14 protein-coding genes are annotated in these 15,779 nt (G+C 66.6%); 10 read left to right on the top strand and 4 right to left on the bottom strand.

Annotated features, from left to right (window positions below; genetic code table 11):
* Window positions 1-12: 12 nt before the first annotated feature.
* Both rlmB and ACIP1U_RS07795 read left to right on the top strand, forming a co-directional pair.
* Window positions 13-756, top strand: coding sequence for a 23S rRNA (guanosine(2251)-2'-O)-methyltransferase RlmB (gene rlmB / locus ACIP1U_RS07800; RefSeq protein WP_400313513.1), 744 nt, complete (start codon window positions 13-15; stop codon window positions 754-756).
* A 4-nt stretch (window positions 757-760) separates the two neighbouring features.
* On the top strand, window positions 761-1,537 hold the full coding sequence (locus ACIP1U_RS07795) for an SIR2 family NAD-dependent protein deacylase (RefSeq protein ID WP_400313510.1): 777 nt from the start codon (window positions 761-763) through the stop codon (window positions 1,535-1,537).
* Window positions 1,538-1,563: 26 nt separating this feature from the next.
* On the opposite strand, the gene tal is transcribed toward ACIP1U_RS07795, so the two are convergent.
* On the bottom strand, window positions 1,564-2,520 hold the full coding sequence (gene tal, locus ACIP1U_RS07790; protein ID WP_400313507.1) for a transaldolase: 957 nt from the start codon (window positions 2,518-2,520) through the stop codon (window positions 1,564-1,566).
* Between the two features lie 166 nt (window positions 2,521-2,686).
* Between tal and rpiA the strand changes: the two genes are divergently transcribed.
* Window positions 2,687-3,373: a ribose-5-phosphate isomerase RpiA gene (gene rpiA, locus ACIP1U_RS07785; RefSeq protein WP_400313505.1), complete on the top strand. Its 687-nt coding sequence runs from the start codon at window positions 2,687-2,689 to the stop codon at window positions 3,371-3,373.
* A 70-nt stretch (window positions 3,374-3,443) separates the two neighbouring features.
* On the opposite strand, the gene ACIP1U_RS07780 is transcribed toward rpiA, so the two are convergent.
* Window positions 3,444-3,716 (bottom strand): oxidative damage protection protein, encoded by a 273-nt coding sequence (locus tag ACIP1U_RS07780; RefSeq protein WP_029046163.1) that lies wholly within the window; start codon window positions 3,714-3,716, stop codon window positions 3,444-3,446.
* 102 nt (window positions 3,717-3,818) lie between these two features.
* Window positions 3,819-5,285: an amino-acid N-acetyltransferase gene (gene argA / locus ACIP1U_RS07775; protein WP_400313503.1), complete on the bottom strand. Its 1,467-nt coding sequence runs from the start codon at window positions 5,283-5,285 to the stop codon at window positions 3,819-3,821.
* Window positions 5,286-5,308: 23 nt separating this feature from the next.
* On the opposite strand from argA, the gene hrpA reads away from it, so the two are divergent.
* From hrpA to ACIP1U_RS07745, 6 genes are all read left to right on the top strand, one after another.
* Window positions 5,309-9,442 (top strand): ATP-dependent RNA helicase HrpA, encoded by a 4,134-nt coding sequence (hrpA, locus tag ACIP1U_RS07770; protein WP_400313500.1) that lies wholly within the window; start codon window positions 5,309-5,311, stop codon window positions 9,440-9,442.
* Window positions 9,443-9,584: 142 nt separating this feature from the next.
* Window positions 9,585-10,571 (top strand): beta-propeller fold lactonase family protein, encoded by a 987-nt coding sequence (locus tag ACIP1U_RS07765; RefSeq protein ID WP_400313497.1) that lies wholly within the window; start codon window positions 9,585-9,587, stop codon window positions 10,569-10,571.
* A gap of 18 nt (window positions 10,572-10,589) precedes the next feature.
* On the top strand, window positions 10,590-11,456 hold the full coding sequence (locus ACIP1U_RS07760) for a polysaccharide deacetylase family protein (protein ID WP_400313495.1): 867 nt from the start codon (window positions 10,590-10,592) through the stop codon (window positions 11,454-11,456).
* Complete coding sequence (locus ACIP1U_RS07755) at window positions 11,456-12,430, top strand: sterol desaturase family protein (RefSeq protein ID WP_400313492.1); 975 nt, start codon at window positions 11,456-11,458, stop codon at window positions 12,428-12,430. The genes ACIP1U_RS07760 and ACIP1U_RS07755 overlap by 1 nt, the downstream gene beginning before the upstream one ends.
* A 144-nt stretch (window positions 12,431-12,574) precedes the next feature.
* A complete protein-coding gene (locus ACIP1U_RS07750) occupies window positions 12,575-13,477 on the top strand; it encodes an EI24 domain-containing protein (RefSeq protein WP_400313490.1) in 903 nt (300 codons plus the stop codon).
* 12 nt (window positions 13,478-13,489) lie between these two features.
* Window positions 13,490-14,314, top strand: coding sequence for a competence/damage-inducible protein A (locus tag ACIP1U_RS07745; RefSeq protein WP_400313487.1), 825 nt, complete (start codon window positions 13,490-13,492; stop codon window positions 14,312-14,314).
* A gap of 80 nt (window positions 14,315-14,394) precedes the next feature.
* On the opposite strand, the gene ACIP1U_RS07740 is transcribed toward ACIP1U_RS07745, so the two are convergent.
* Complete coding sequence (locus tag ACIP1U_RS07740; RefSeq protein ID WP_400313484.1) at window positions 14,395-14,859, bottom strand: rhodanese-like domain-containing protein; 465 nt, start codon at window positions 14,857-14,859, stop codon at window positions 14,395-14,397.
* Window positions 14,860-15,343: 484 nt separating this feature from the next.
* On the opposite strand from ACIP1U_RS07740, the gene ACIP1U_RS07735 reads away from it, so the two are divergent.
* Window positions 15,344-15,779, top strand: a 436-nt coding sequence (locus ACIP1U_RS07735) for a glutamine synthetase beta-grasp domain-containing protein (protein ID WP_400313482.1), incomplete at its 3' end; no start/stop codon positions are given.

The raw sequence follows: 15,779 nt of genomic DNA, 5'->3' as shown, positions 1-15,779 counted from the left end.
ACAATCGCGCCCATGGCTAAACAAAAACTTCTGATCGGCTTTCACGCCGTGACCGCGCGCCTGCGGCAAGATCCCAAGGGCGTATCGGATATCTACATCGAATCCGCCCGCCGTGACCGGCGCATGCAAGACTTCGTTCGCCTGGCCGAAAGCCTGGGCGTGCGCCTGCACCCCGTAGACGCCGAGCGCCTGCGCGGCATGGCTGGCACCGACCGCCACCAGGGCGTGGTGGCGCGCGCCGAAGACGTTGCCCTCGCGCTGAACCTGGACGAACTGTTGGATGGCATCGAAGGCACGCCGCTGCTGCTGGTGCTCGACGGCGTCACCGATCCCCACAACCTGGGTGCCTGCCTGCGCGTGGCCGACGGCGCCGGCGCGCACGCGGTGATCGCGCCCAAGGACCGCAGCGTCGGCCTCAATGCAACCGTGGCCAAGGTGGCCAGCGGCGCGGCCGAGACGGTGCCGTATATCACCGTGACTAACCTGGCGCGCACGCTGCGCGAGCTGCAGGAACGCGGCATCTGGGTGATCGGCACCGCTGACGGTACCGAGAAATCCCTCTACGACATCGACTTCAAGGGCCCGACCGCGATCGTGATGGGCGCCGAAGGCGAGGGCATGCGCCGCCTGACACGCGAGACTTGCGACGAACTGGTCGGTATCCCGATGGCCGGCGGCGTCGAGAGCCTCAACGTCTCGGTGGCCAGCGGCGTCTGCCTGTACGAAGCGGTGCGCCAGCGGCGGCTGACGCGCTGACGCCATGGTGGCCGATCCGCTGCGCCCCACGTCGGAGCCCTGGCCCGGGATGGACGAGGCGCGTCGGCTGATCGCCCAGGCGCGCAGCATCTTCGTGCTGACCGGCGCCGGCATTTCCGCCGAGTCGGGCGTGCCGACCTTCCGCGATGCGATGACTGGCCTGTGGGAACGGTTCAATCCGGAGGAGCTGGCCAGCGAAGAGGCCTACCGTCGCCAGCCGGAACTGGTGTGGGAGTGGTACCTGCACCGGCGCGCGCTGGTCGCGGCCGCGCATCCCAATCCGGCGCACCATGCGCTGGTGGCGCTGGCCGCGCAGAAGAGCGTCGCGCTGGTGACGCAGAATGTCGACGGCCTGCACCAGCGCGCCGGCAGCCAGCATGTGATCGAGCTGCATGGCAACCTGTTCGCCAACAAATGGCTGGAGGGGTGCGGACGTTGCAACGAAGCCAGCGCGTTGCCCGGCATGCCGCCGCGCTGCCACTTGTGCGGGGCGCTGATGCGCCCGGGGGTGGTGTGGTTCGGTGAAGACCTGCCGCGCGTGGCGCGATTTCGCGCCGAGCATGCGGCGCAGACCTCGGATCTGTGCCTGGTGGTGGGGACGTCGGGATTGGTCTACCCTGCTGCCGCGCTGCCGGGGCTGGCGAAGGAGCACGGCGCTCCCGTCATCGTGATCAACCCGCTGCCGTCCGCGCTGGACCAGACTGCGGACCTCGTGGTGCCGGCAGCAGCAGGCGCCTGCCTGCCGCTGCTGTGGCCACAGCCCGGTGCCGACCCGGACTGAGCCGGCCCCGCCGGCTTACTTGGCGCTTATTTGGCAATCTCGGCGATCAGCTTCTCCAGCTTGACCGCATCTGCCGCAAACAGGCGGATCCCTTCGGCCAGTTTCTCGGTGGCCATTGCGTCTTCATTCAGCTGCCAGCGGAACGATACCTCGTCCGCCGCGATGCGGGCGATGTTGGCTGCCTGCGCCTGGTCGACCGACAGCTTGCGCTCGGACGCACCCTGGCCGGCGGCCAGTTGTTCCAGCAGTTCCGGGCTGATGGTCAGCAGGTCGCAGCCGGCCAGCGACAGGATCTGCGCGGTACTGCGGAAGCTGGCGCCCATCACCTCGGTCGGGTAGCCGAACTTCTTGTAGTAGTCGTAGATCTGCCGTACCGAGCGCACGCCGGGATCATTGTCGCCGCCGTTGGCGACCGGGTCCCACTGCTCGCCGGCCTGCTTCTTGTACCAGTCGAAGATGCGGCCGACGAAAGGCGAGATCAGCTGCGCGCCGGCCTCTGCGCAGGCCACTGCCTGCACCAGCGAGAACAGCAGCGTCATGTTGCAGCGGATGCCGTCGCGCTGCAGGATCTCGGCCGCGCGGATGCCTTCCCAGGTGGACGCGATCTTGATCAGCACGCGCTCGCGCGCGATGCCGCGCTGCTCGTACAGCTGGATCAGGTGGCGGGCCTTGTTGACGGAGGCGGTGGTGTCGAACGACAGGCGCGCGTCGACCTCGGTCGAGACGCGGCCCGGCACGATCGCCAGGATCTCGCAGCCGAAGGCGATCAGCACTTCGTCCATCACCGCATCGATGCCGCCGTTGCCGTGGTGATCCTGCACTGCCTTCTCCAGCAGGTGCCGGTATTCGGGCTTCTGCACGGCCTTCAGGATCAGCGAGGGATTGGTGGTCGCGTCCTGCGGGGTGTATTGCTTCATCAGCTGGAAGTCGCCGGTGTCGGCCACTACCGTGGTGAACTGCCTGAGTTGTTCGAGCTGGTTCATGTCGCTTAGTCGTTGGCGCTGAATTGGCGCTGAATCGTTGACGATTCGGTTTGCGATGGCGGGGCGGCAAGCGCTGGCCCGGCCAATCCATTGTACCGCCGGTGGCGGGGTATGCCGCTCAATCCGCTACACTATGCGTTTCCCCCAACGCAATCTGGCTGTTGTCATGACTCAGGATGAACTCAAGGCGTTGGTGGCGCAGGCCGCCGCCGACTATGTGAAGCAGGAAGTCCCCGAAGGCGCCGTGCTGGGCGTGGGCACCGGCTCCACCGCCAACCTCTTCATTGATGCCGTGGCGGCGTTCAAGGAGCGCTTCGCGGGTGCCGTGTCGAGCTCCGAGGCATCCACGCGCCGCCTGCAGCAGCACGGGTTCAAGGTGCTGGACCTGAACGAGGTCGACGAGATTCCCGTGTACGTCGATGGCGCCGACGAGATCGATGCCAGCGGTGCCATGATCAAGGGTGGCGGCGGCGCGCTGACGCGCGAGAAGATCGTCGCCTCGGTCGCCAGGCGCTTCGTCTGCATCGCGGACGGCAGCAAGCTGGTCGGCACCATGGGTGCCTTCCCATTGCCGGTCGAGGTGATTCCCATGGCACGTGCGGCGGTCGCGCGCAAGCTGCAGGCGCTGGGCGGCCAGCCGAAGCTGCGCATGACCAAGGAAGGCGGCATCTACAAGACCGACAACGGCAATGTGATCCTCGACGTTGCGGGGCTGAAGATCGACGATCCGCGCGGCCTTGAACAGACCGTCAACCAAGTGCCGGGCGTGGTTACCGCGGGCCTGTTCGCGCTGCGCGGCGCGGACGTGCTGCTGCTCGGCACCGGCGACGGTGTGCAGCGTACAGACTACTGAGCCACTGAACCACTGCAGCGGCCCAGCAAAAAGGGGTGCCTCGGGCACCCCTTTTTTCTTTTGTCCGGATTCAGGACTGCGGCGGCACGTAGCCCTGCGCCTGGTCGGCGCCTTCGCCGAAGAAGTACTTTTCGGTCTGCTTGATCAGGTACTGGCGCGCGCGCGTGTCGGCCATGTTGAGGCGGTTCTCGTTGATCAGCATGGTCTGGTGCTTGAGCCAGCCGGCCCACGCTTCCTTTGACACGCTTTGCCAGATCTTCTTGCCCAGTTCGCCGGGCAGCGGCGGGAAGTCGAGGCCTTCGGCTTCCTTGTTCAGCTTGATGCAATGGACCATGCGGGCCATGGGGGACTCCTTGTTCGTTCGTCAGACTGGGCTCAGGGCGCTGGCGCTATTGTAGCCAAGCAGGCGGCTGGCCGCGGCGCGGCGGCCATTGACCCTACGCCGTCACAGTTTTTTCATCAGCACCATCGACTTGCGCTGCCAGTTATAGAGCTTGCGCTTGTCTTCCGGGAGATCGTCCACATTGGCGTGGACGAAGCCGCGCTTGAGGAACCAGTGCTCGGTGCGCGTGGTGAGCACGAACAGGCGCTCCAGGCCGAGCGCGCGAGCGCGGCGCTCGATGCGCTTGAGCAAGCGCTCGCCGTCGCCGGTGCCCTGGGCTTCAGTGGAGACCGTCAGGCAGGCCATTTCGCCCATGTTCTCGCGCGGGTAGTCATAGAGCGCGGCGCAGCCGAACAGCACGCCATCGTGCTCGATCACCGAGAAATTGGCGATATCGCGCTCGATCAGGTGGCGTCCGCGCGGCACCAGCGTGCCGTCCGCTTCCAGCGGCGCGATCAATTGGAGGATGCCGCCGACGTCGTCCAGCGAAGCTTCGCGCAGGCTTTCGAGGTCGGTGTCGGACAGCATGGTGCCGACGCCATCGTGCAGGAACAGTTCCAGCAGTACCGACCCGTCCAGCGAATAGGGGATCAGGTGCGCACGCGGCACGCCGCCCTTGAGCGCCTTGACCAGGTGGTGCAGGTAGTCGGCCACGTCGGGCGGCAGGTGGTTGTTCTGCAGTCGCTCCACGGCCGTGCGCAGCGACATTTCCGGCATCAGCTTGCCGACCGGGTCGGGCACGCCCGGCACCTCGGTAATGAAGATCAGCTTGTCGGCCTTGAGCGCGGTGGCGGTCGCGCTGGCCACGTCTTCCATCGACAGGTTGAAGGCCTGGCCTGTCGGCGAGAAGCCCAGCGGCGACAGCAGCACCACCTTGCCGTGCGACAGCGACATGCGCACCGACTCGGCATCGATCTTGCGCACCAGCCCGGTGTGCTGGTAGTCAGTACCGTTGACGATACCGACCGGGCGCGCGGTGACGAAATTGCCGGAAATCACCGACAGCTGCGCACCGGCCATCGGCGTATTGGGCAAGCCCTGGCTGAATGCAGCCTCGATGTCCAGGCGCAGTTCGCCGGCGGCTTCCTTGGCGCATTCGAGCGCAGCGTTATCGGTGATGCGCACGCCGTCGACGAATTGCGATTCGACATGGCGCAGCGCCAGTTGCTCTTCTACCTGGGGGCGCGAGCCGTGCACCAGCACGATCTGCATGCCCATCGCATGCAGCAGTGCCACGTCGTTGACCAGCGCGTTAAGCACGCCCGACTTGACCAGTTCACCAGCGAACGCGATCACGAAGGTCTTGCCGCGGAAGGCATGGATATACGGCGCCACCATGCGCAGCCAGTCGACGAACTGCTGGTGGTCGGGGCCGCCGCGTTCGATGGTGTCGGCGGCCGCGGGTAGCGCTGCGGTGGCGGGCTCGGCGGAAGTCGGGGGGAGTTCGGCCGTGGCGGGCGGCTCCGCCGCCGTGGCGGCTGTCGTGTCGGGAGTGGTCGCCGGCTGCGGCGTATTGGTTCTGGCGTTCATCCCGCGGATTATAATCCCGGCCAATGTCAGAACAACGCCCCTTTAAGGCTGCAAAGCCTGTCAGGTCAGGTCAATCCGCCGCCACGCAGACGCCGGCCGGTGTTGGCCAGTCCACGCCATCCAATCCGTCCCGGCCGCCGAAAGGGCAGATCCCCGGGCAGACCCCCGGGCAGACCCGGGGCCAGGCCCGGCCGCCCGCCGGCCGCCCGGAACCCGCTGCCGCCCGTCCGGCCGGCGAACCCGGCCAGCGCCAGCCGCGCGGCCCGCGCCAGGAGCGCCCGCCGCGGCCGCCGCGGCCGCCACGCGCGGTCAATCCGCTGCCCCCGATCACGTTCCCAGAGGCCCTGCCGGTCTCGGCCCGCCGCGATGAGATTGCCGCCGCGCTGCTGGCCAGCCAGGTCGTGATCGTGTCCGGCGAGACCGGCTCGGGCAAGACCACGCAGTTGCCCAAGATCTGCCTGTCGATCGGACGCGGTCCGGGACGCGATCCGGGACGCGATCCGGGGCAAGTGAGCGGGGGGCTGATCGGCCACACCCAGCCGCGCCGCATTGCCGCCACCTCGACCGCCAAGCGCATCGCCCAGGAGCTGGGGTCGCCGGTGGGCGAGCATGTCGGCTACCAGGTGCGCTTCAACGACACCATGTCGGCGGGCGCGTCGGTCAAGCTGATGACCGACGGCATTCTGCTCGCCGAGACGCAGAACGACCCGCTGCTGCGCGCCTACGACACCCTCATCATCGACGAGGCGCATGAGCGCAGCCTGAACATCGACTTCCTGATTGGCTACCTGCGCCAGATCCTGCCGAAGCGGCCCGACCTGAAGGTGATCATCACCTCGGCCACCATCGATGCGCAGCGCTTTGCCGAGCATTTCACGCTCAATGGCAAGCCCGCGCCCGTGATCGAGGTCAGCGGCCGGCTCTATCCGGTGGAGGTGCGCTACCGCCCGATTGCTGATGACGCGCCACCGGGCGCCATGCCGCGCAGCGCGCAGGCGCGCGAGCGCGACCTGTACGACGGCATCGTCGATGCCGTCGATGAACTGTGCCGCGTCGGCCCGGGCGACGTGCTGGTGTTCCTGCCAGGCGAGCGCGAGATCCGCGAGGCCGCCGAGGCGCTGCGCAAGCACCATCCGCCGCATACCGAGATCCTGCCGCTGTTCGCGCGGCTGTCGGTGCAGGAGCAGGAGCGGGTGTTCAAACCGTCCAACACGCGCCGCATCGTGCTGGCGACCAACGTCGCCGAGACCTCGCTGACGGTGCCGGGTATCCGCTACGTGGTCGATACCGGAATGGCACGCGTCAAGCGCTATTCGTACCGCAACAAGGTCGAGCAGTTGCAGGTCGAGTCGATCTCGCAGGCCGCCGCCAACCAGCGCGCCGGCCGTTGCGGCCGCGTGGCCAACGGCGTGTGCATCCGGCTATATGAAGAGTCGGACTTCACCGGCCGCCCGCGCTTCACCGATCCGGAAATCCTGCGCTCGTCGCTGGCGGCGGTGATCCTGCGCATGAAGGCGCTGCGCCTGACCGATATCGAGTCGTTCCCGTTTATCGAGCCGCCGCTGGGTCGCGCCGTCGCCGACGGCTACCAGTTGCTGCAGGAGTTGGGCGCGGTCGACGACGCCAACCAGCTCACGCCGACGGGGCGGCAGCTGGCCAAGCTGCCGCTCGACCCGCGCGTGGGCCGCATGATCCTTGCCGCGCGCGAGCATCAGTGCCTGCGCGAGGTGCTGATCATCGCCAGCGCGCTGTCGGTGCAGGATCCGCGCGACCGCCCGCAGGAAGCGCAGGAAGCCGCCGACCAGGCGCACCGCAAGTTCATGGACGAGAAGTCCGAGTTCCTGGGCTGGGTCAAGCTGTGGAAGTGGTTCGAGGACGCGGTCGCGCACAAGAAATCCAACCGCCAGCTGCAGGACCAGTGCCGCGCCCATTTCCTGTCGCACCTGCGCCTGCGCGAATGGCGCGATGTCCATTCGCAACTGCTGACCACGGTGGCGGAGCAGGGCTGGCGCCTGAACGAGAGCGAACCGACCTACGAGCAGGTGCACAAGGCACTGCTGACCGGCCTGCTCGGGAACGTCGGCGTGCGCATCGAGGATGGCGACGGCAAGGGCCGCGAGTACCTGGGCGCGCGTGGCATCAAGTTCCACCTGTGGCCGGGCTCGCTGATCGCGCGCAAGGTCGGCCGCTGGATCGTGGCGGCCGAGCTGGTCGAGACCAGCCGGCTGTTCGCGCGCACGCTGGCGCGGATCGAGCCGGAGTGGCTGGAGCAGATCGGCGGCCACCTGCTCAAGGTGAGCTGGAGCGATCCGCACTGGGAAAAGAAGGCCGGCCAGGTACTGGCGCTGGAGCGGGCCACGCTGTACGGCCTGGTGGTCTACCAGCACCGCCGCGTCCACTACGGGCCGATGAATTCGCAGGAAGCGCGCGAGCTCTTTATCCGCCGCGCGCTGGTTGAAGGCGAATTCGATACGCGCCTGCCGTTCTTCGCGCACAACCAGCGCCTGGTACGCGAGATCGAGAATCTGGAGCACAAGTCGCGCAGGCAGGACGTGCTGGTCGACGACGAGCTGATCTACGCCTTCTACGATCGCGCCATCCCGGCGGAGATCAACCAGCAGACGACCTTCGAGCAGTGGTACCAGGCCGAAAGCGCCAGGGACCGCAAGCTGCTCTACCTGAACCGCGACGAGCTGATGCGGCACGAGGCGGCCGGCATCACCACCGACCTGTTCCCCAAGACCATGAACGTGGCGGGGGTGGACATGGGGCTGACGTACCACTTCGAGCCGGGCAGCCACCGCGACGGTGTGACGCTGACCGTGCCGCTGTACGCGCTCAACCAGGTGCGGCAGGACCGTGCCGACTGGCTGGTGCCGGGCATGATCAAGGAAAAGGTCCACCTGCTGCTGAAGTCGCTGCCGCAGAAGCTGCGCCGCCACTGTGTGCCGCTGCCGGACTACGCCGCCGGCTTTGTCTCGCGCCAGCCGTTCGGCGAGAGCGAACTGCTGGACGTGCTGATTGCCGATATCCGCGAACAGACCGGCACCATGGTCAAGCGCGCCGACTTCAAGCTGGAAACGCTCCCGACGCACCATGCGATGAACTTCAAGGTCATCGACGAGCACGGCCGCCAGCTCGACATGGGCCGCAACCTGGCACAACTGCGCGCCGAGCTGGGCGGCCAGGCGCAGCAGTCGTTCCAGCGCGTTGCCGCGCAGGCGGCCGCGCAGGTGGCCGCACAAGCCGGCTCGCCCGACCAGGCCGCGCAGTTGCCGGCCGCCGAGCCTGGCCAGTATGAGAACCTGACCGGCTGGACCTTCGGCGAACTGCCCGAGCTGCTGGAGATCCGCAAGGGCAGCCAGACGCTGTTCGGCTACCCGGCGCTGGTCGACCGCGGCACGCACTGCGACGTCGAGGTCTTCGACGATCCGCAGGAAGCCGCGCGCATCCACCACCTGGGGCTGCGCCGGCTGTTCGCGCTGCAGCTGCGCGAGCAGGTCAAGTTCATCGAAAAGAACATCCCCGGGCTGCAGCAGATGGCGATGCAGTACATGACGCTGGGTACGCAGGAAATGCTGCGCGACCAGATCGTGATGCTGGCGCTGGAGCGCGCCTGCATGCAGTCGCCGCTGCCGCGCAACGAGGCCGAGTTCAACGCCCGCAAGGACGAAGGCCGCACGCGGCTGTCGCTGCTGGCGCAGGAGATCGCACGGCTGGCCGGCGCGATCCTTGCCGAATACGCCGGGCTGCCGCGCAAGCTGCTGCAGGCCAAGCCGTTCGCCGCAGCCTACGCCGACATGGAAGCCCAGCTCGGCCGGATGATAAGCAAGCGCTTTATCGACGAGACCCCATACACGCAGCTGGTCCACTTCCCGCGCTACCTGAAGGGCATCGCCATGCGTATCGACAAGCTCAAGGGCGACCCGGCGCGCGATTCCCAGCGTATTCAGGAAATGGCGCCGCTGGTGCAGCAATGGCAGCGCGCCGAAAAGCAATTGCGCACGCAAGGCCGTGGCGGCGAGGATGCGCGGCTGGAAGAGTTCCGCTGGATGCTGGAGGAACTCCGCATTGCGCTGTTCGCGCAGGAGCTTCGCACTCCCGTGCCGATGTCGGTGAAGCGGCTGCAGAAGGTGTGGGAATCGATGCAGCGCTGAGGCTCGGGCGCCGGTACGGCGGAAAATGGTCGTGCCGGCGCAACAATCTGCCAAATTCTTGTCCGCCGTCAGTCGCGACGTCAGCGGAATTAGCGGCCCAAACGTTAGAATCGCCGGTTCAGTTCTTCTTGTAGCGGGTCTTATGTTCGCATTGCGTCGGTTGGTGGCTGGTGGGATCACGGTGGGCGCGCTCGCGCTGGGCCTGACGGCCGCGCCGGCATCGGCGGAAGTCGTGGTGATCCTTAATTCGGGTGATGCGACCGTCACGCTGATCGACAAGGACACGCAGAAGGTGCTGGAGACCTTCCCGATTGGCAAGGAGCCGCACCACCTGATCGCGACCCCCGACGACAAGTCGCTGATCGTTGCCAACGCGGTCGGCAACGACCTCGTGTTCCTGGATCCGGTAACCGGCAAGGTGCAGCAGCGCGTGCCCAATATCGACGACCCATACCAGATCGGCTTCTCGCCCGACCAGAAGTGGTTCGTCGCCACCGGCAACCGGCTCGATCGCGTCGATGTCTACCGCTGGGACGGCAAGGCACTGAAAATGGCCAAGCAATACCCGCTGGCCAAGACGCCTAGCCATATCGCGTTTACCGCCGACAGCCGCATCGCCTTTATCACGCTGCAGGACTCCAATGAGGTCGCGGCGATCGACCTGATCACCCAGAGCGTGTTGTGGCGGATGGAGACCGGCTCCGCGCCGGCCGGCATCTGGGTCACGCCTGACCAGAAATACCTGCTGGTTGGCATGACCGGCGCGGACTACGTTGCCGTGATCGACTGGCGTACGCGTACGGTGGTCAAGCAGATCCAGACCGGCAAGGGCGCGCACAACTTCCGCGCGGTAGGTGACAAGCGCCACCTGTTCCTGAGCAATCGCGTGACCGGCAGCATCAGCATCATCGACCAGCAGACGCTGGCCAAGATCGGCGACATCACGGGCCTGCCGCCCGGGCCGGACGACATGGAGCTGACCGCCGACGGCAAGACGTTGTGGGTGACATTCCGCTGGGCGCGCTCGGTCGGGCTGATCGACGTGCCAAGCCGCAAGCTGGTCAAGACCGTGCGCGTTGGCCGCTCGCCGCACGGTATCTACTTCCGCACGCGCGCGCCGCTGTACTAAACGGGTCGGGGCAGGATCATGCGCGATACCAGGGCTACGCGGTCCGGACGATTCAGAAGGTTCGGCAAGATGCTCGCAGCGGTGGCGCTTGCCTGCGCCTTGCCCTCCGCGCCGCAGGCCGCGGAGGCAAACAGGGCCGCGGCAAAAGCCTGCCCGGCCGGGACGCTCTACCTGACCTTCGATACCGGCAGCATGAGCCAGGCCAAGCTGATCGCCGACACGCTGCGCCGCCACAAGATCCGCGCGACCTTCTTCCTGGCCAATGAACCCACGGTGCGGCAAGACAGTTCGCTCGACCCGTCCTGGGCGCCGTACTGGAAGATGCTGGCCGCTGATGGCCATGCCTTCGGCACACATACCTTCGACCATGTCTACCTGCGCGGCGTGCGCGCCGGCCAGGTGACAATGCGGCCGCAGTTCGGCGCGCAGGCCGGCAAGGACACGGTGATGGATGCTGCCGGCTTCTGCCGCGAACTGCGCCGCAGCGCCGACGCCTTCCGCGACATGAGCGGTACCGAGATGATGCCGCTCTGGCGCGCCCCGGGCGGCCGCACCGCGCCGCAGACGCTGCAATGGGCCGAGCAGTGCGGCTTCCGCCACGTCGGCTGGGCGCCAGCCGGTTTCCTGGGCGATGAGCTGGCGTCGGATCGCTACCCGAATGCAATGCTGCTCGCGCGCGCGCTCGACAAGCTGCGCGATGGCGACATCACCATGGCGCACCTGGGCATCTGGTCGCGCAAGGATCCATGGGCGCCGGGCGTGCTGGAGCCGCTGCTGTCCGGGCTGGAGCGCAAGGGCTTCTGCTTCGCGACGCTGCGCGAGCATCCGGCCTACCGCGACTGGATCGCCAGGCAGGCCATCGGACAACAGGAGGGCAGGCGGTAATGTGGGAGTCGCTCAACGGCTGGTTCGGACAGATCGAAGGCACGCTGTTCCAGGACGTGGTGCTGCCGGTGGTCTATGACCTCGGGTTTGGCCGCTATGCCGAAGAAGCCTTCACCGGCACCGAATGGCTGCTGGTGGGGCTGGTGCAGATCGCCGTGATGTTCCTGATTCTGGGGCCGCTGGAAAAATGGCGCCCGGTCGAGCCGGTGGCCGACCGCGCCGCGATCCGCACCGACATGCTCTACACGGCGATCCACCGCCTCGGGCTGTTCCGGCTCGCCATGTTCTTCCTGCTGGCGCCGCTGACGGATTCGCTCGAGGGGCATCTGCGTCTGATGGGCTGGCACCGGATCAACGTCGAGGACTGGTGGCCGGGCGTGACCTCGGTGCCGCTGGTCAGCTTCTTCGTCTACCTGCTGCTGTTCGATCTGCTCGACTACTGGTACCACCGCCTGTCGCATACGTTCCGCTGGTGGTGGCACCTGCACGCGGTGCACCACAGCCAGCGCCAGATGACGCTGTGGAGCGACAACCGCAACCACCTGCTGGACGACATGCTGCGCGACCTGGTGTTCGCGCTGGTGGCGCTGGGCGTGGGTGTCGAGCCATCGCAATATGTGCTGCTGGTGGCGCTGTCGCAGCTGCTGCAGAGCCTGCAGCATGCCAACGTGCGGCTGCATTTCGGCACCATCGGCGAACGCCTGCTGATCTCGCCGCGCTTCCACCGCACCCACCATGCCGTCGGCATCGGCCACGAAGCCGATGGTTCCCCGGCACGGCTGGGCGGCTGCAACTACGGCGTGATCTTCCCCTGGTGGGACATGCTGTTCGGCACCGCGGTCTTCACCGGGACCTACCACCCCACCGGTATCCGCGACCAGCTGCCGCCGCCGCTGGGCAAGGGCCACGACTACGGCGCGGGGTTCCTCGCCCACCAGTGGTACGGCATCAAGCGTCTGCTGCGGCTGCGCTGAAGCGAACCTCTACCGCTGGCGCCGCAGTCCGCGCGGCGGCGGCAGGTGGCGTATGCTAGTGTTCCGGTTTGCCGCCGGCCCCCGCGCCGGCTGTTTCCGTTTTCCACTGCATAATCGTCGAGTCCACGCTCGAACCCACGCTGCATGAACGATATCTTCCGCTCGTTTGGCCGCGCGCTTGTCAGCCAGTTGCATCCCCGCATGCTGCTGCTGACCGTGCTGCCTTTCGTCCTGGCCACGCTCTTCTGGGGCGGGCTGCTCTGGTGGGGCTGGGATCCCATCATGACCGCCACGCGCGGTTTCCTCGAAACTTCGGTGCTGACCAGCTGGATCTACAGCGCACTGGACTGGTTCAGCCTGCAATCGATGCGGGCCGTGGTGGCGCCGCTGTTCGTCGCCGCGCTGGCGGTGCCGCTGGTGATCGCGTCGATGCTGATGTTCATCGGCGTGTTCTCGGTGCCAGCCGTGGTGCGCCATCTTGAGCGCAGCTACCCGGATTTGTCCAAGGCTCACGGCGGCAGCGTGCTCGGCAGCGTGTTCCAGTCCCTGGGCAGCACCGTCGTGTTCCTGTTGCTGGTGCTGGTGACGCTGCCGCTGTGGCTGGTGCCACCGTTCTTCGCGCTGATTCCGCCGGTGCTGTGGGGCTGGCTGACCTACCGGGTGATGACCTATGACGCGCTGTCCGACCATGCCAGCGCGGAAGAGCGCAAGGCGCTGATGCGGCGCCACCGCACGCCGCTGCTGGTGATCGGCGTGGCGGTGGGTCTGCTGGGTTCGGCGCCGACACTGCTGTGGGTGTCGTCCGCGGCGGTGATCTTCCTGTTCCCGTTCGTGCTGGCCGGCACGCTATGGCTGTACGTGCTGATCTTTATCTTTTCAGCACTGTGGTTCGGCCACTTCTGCCTGCGCGCGCTGGCGCAATTGCGTGCCGAACGTGCCGCCGAACGCGACGCACAGCCCCCGGCGCAGCAGCCCGCCGGTCCGTCCGCGGGCGGCGACATCATCGACCTGGCGCCCTCCGACGTGCGGCGCATCGAACATTCCTGAAGCGAGGGCAACATGGGTTTCGGCCTGATTATCATCGGCGACGAGATTCTGTCGGGGCGGCGCGAAGACAAGCACCTGCGCCGCACCATTGAACTGCTGGGCGCGCGCGGCCTGGCGCTGGACTGGGCGCAGTATGTCGGCGACGACCGCGGCCGCATTACCGCCACGCTCAAGCGCACCTTCGCCGGAACTGACGTGGTGTTCTGCACCGGCGGTATCGGCGCAACGCCCGACGACCATACGCGCCAGTGCGCGGCGGCGGCGCTGGGCGTGCCACTGCGGTTGCATCCCGAGGCGCGCGAGCAGATCGCACTGCGCATTGCGGAGACCGCCGGCGGCGATCCCGTCAAGGCCGACCTGAGCCAGCCGGAAAACCAGCACCGATTCAAGATGGGCGAGTTTCCCGAAGGCGCGCGCATCATCCCCAACAGCTACAACCGCATCCCGGGCTTTTCTGTGGAACATCACCACTTCATGCCCGGCTTCCCGGTAATGGCATGGCCGATGATGGAATGGGTACTCGACCACGAGTATGCGCACCTGTTCCACCAGGTGCAGTATCAGGAGCGCGCCTTCTATGTCTTCGAGGCACCTGAGTCCACGCTGACGCCGCTGATGGAGAAAGTCGAAGCGGTCTTTGCCGGCATCCGCGTGTTCAGCCTGCCTTCGGTTGGCGATGTGCAGCGCGGTGACCGCTTCGCGCGCCGGCATATCGACCTGGGGGTCAAGGGGCCGGCCGAACTTGTGGCGCCCGCCTATGCCATGCTGCTGGGCGGGGTGCGCGCGATGGGGTTTGAAGTCGTTGAGCAGCCGGCGCGGGAATCGACGCAAGCCTGAGGTTTCGCGGCGGCGGACCAAACAAGAAGGGGCAGCCAGGCTGCCCCTTTTGTCATGCCGGCACGGCGGCGCCTAGGCGCTCAGGCGCCGTGCCACGGCAGGCCGCGCACGCACCAGCCTTCGACCGTCTTGCGGTGGTGATGCTCGTCGCGATTGCCCTCGAAACCTTCCAGCACGTCCATGGCGAAGTGGTATCCGGCTTCGGTCGCCACGCGCGCGGCGTGCTTGGAGCGGGCCGCGCTGCGGCACAGGAACAGCACCGGCACGTCGGCCGGCACAAGCGCCTTCAGTTCCTCGACGAAGCGGGCGTTCTGCGCGCCGCCCGGGTAGGACATCCATTCGACATGGGCGAACTGCGCGTCGGGTACATCGACGCCGCCGACCCAGTCCAGTTCGGCCTGCGTGCGCACGTCGACCAGAACCGCGGCGGGGTCGTTTTGCAGCAGGGCATAGGCTTCCTGCGGCGACAGCGCACCGAAATACGGGAGCTGGTTCTGTTGCTGGCGCTGCTGGGCGGCCTGGAGGAGATCGTCTCGGGTGGTCATCTGCGTGACAAATGAAATGGATGGAATGGAGGGCGCAAGGGCCATAACCCGGTATTCTATAGCGACGCGGCAATCCGGCGGCCTCAACGCACGGCGCGCTGACTCGATGGCGTCAGAACCGGGCATGGCATGACCGTTTTTGGTGCTTTCGCACTAAATAGGTGCGAAATATTGCTCATTGCACCATTGTGGTGTTTTATTGGTTGGCGGCCTGCGAGAATGCATGTCGATGGTGCGCCACCCGGGCGCTCCGTTCGGCGACGTCGCAGGCGGCGCCGACCCCGCGACGGTGCGCGGTTCGCCGGAGTTGCACATTTTTCGGGCCATGGAGGATGGTGGGGCGTTTGCTTGGCACGCTTTCTGCTAACATTCCTCGTCCTTTCGTGGCAAGGTCGGCAAGCGCGGCAACATGCAGCGGCGCCGCCGGCGACAGGCCCAAGAATTGGCTTTCTCAAGACATTTGCCGAATACCCAGGAGATTGGCATGGCCCACAGCGTTGCAGACGTGATGAAGCTGGTGAAGGAAAACGACGTCAAGTTCGTCGACTTCCGTTTCACCGATACCAAAGGCAAGGAGCAACACGTGTCCGTGCCCGTGTCGCACTTCGATGAAGACAAGTTCGAAAGCGGCCACGCTTTCGACGGCTCGTCGATCGCCGGCTGGAAGGGTATCGAAGCTTCGGACATGCTGCTGATGCCGGATTCGAACACGGCTCACATCGACCCGTTCTATGAAGAGCCGACGCTGGTGCTGTCGTGCGACGTGATCGAGCCGTCGGATGGCAAGGGCTATGACCGCGACCCGCGTTCGATCGCCAAGCGCGCCGAAGCCTACCTGAAGAGCACCGGCCTGGGCGACACCGCCTTCTTCGGTCCGGAACCCGAGTTCTTCATCTTCGACGGCGTGACCTGGAACGTCG

Origin of the sequence: Cupriavidus sp. NPDC089707, from assembly GCF_044748965.1 — a bacterium.
In the GTDB taxonomy this organism is placed as follows: Bacteria; Pseudomonadota; Gammaproteobacteria; order Burkholderiales; family Burkholderiaceae; genus Cupriavidus.
The sequence above is the reverse complement of the archived record's forward strand: the minus strand, read 5'-3'. Positions and strand labels throughout refer to the sequence as shown.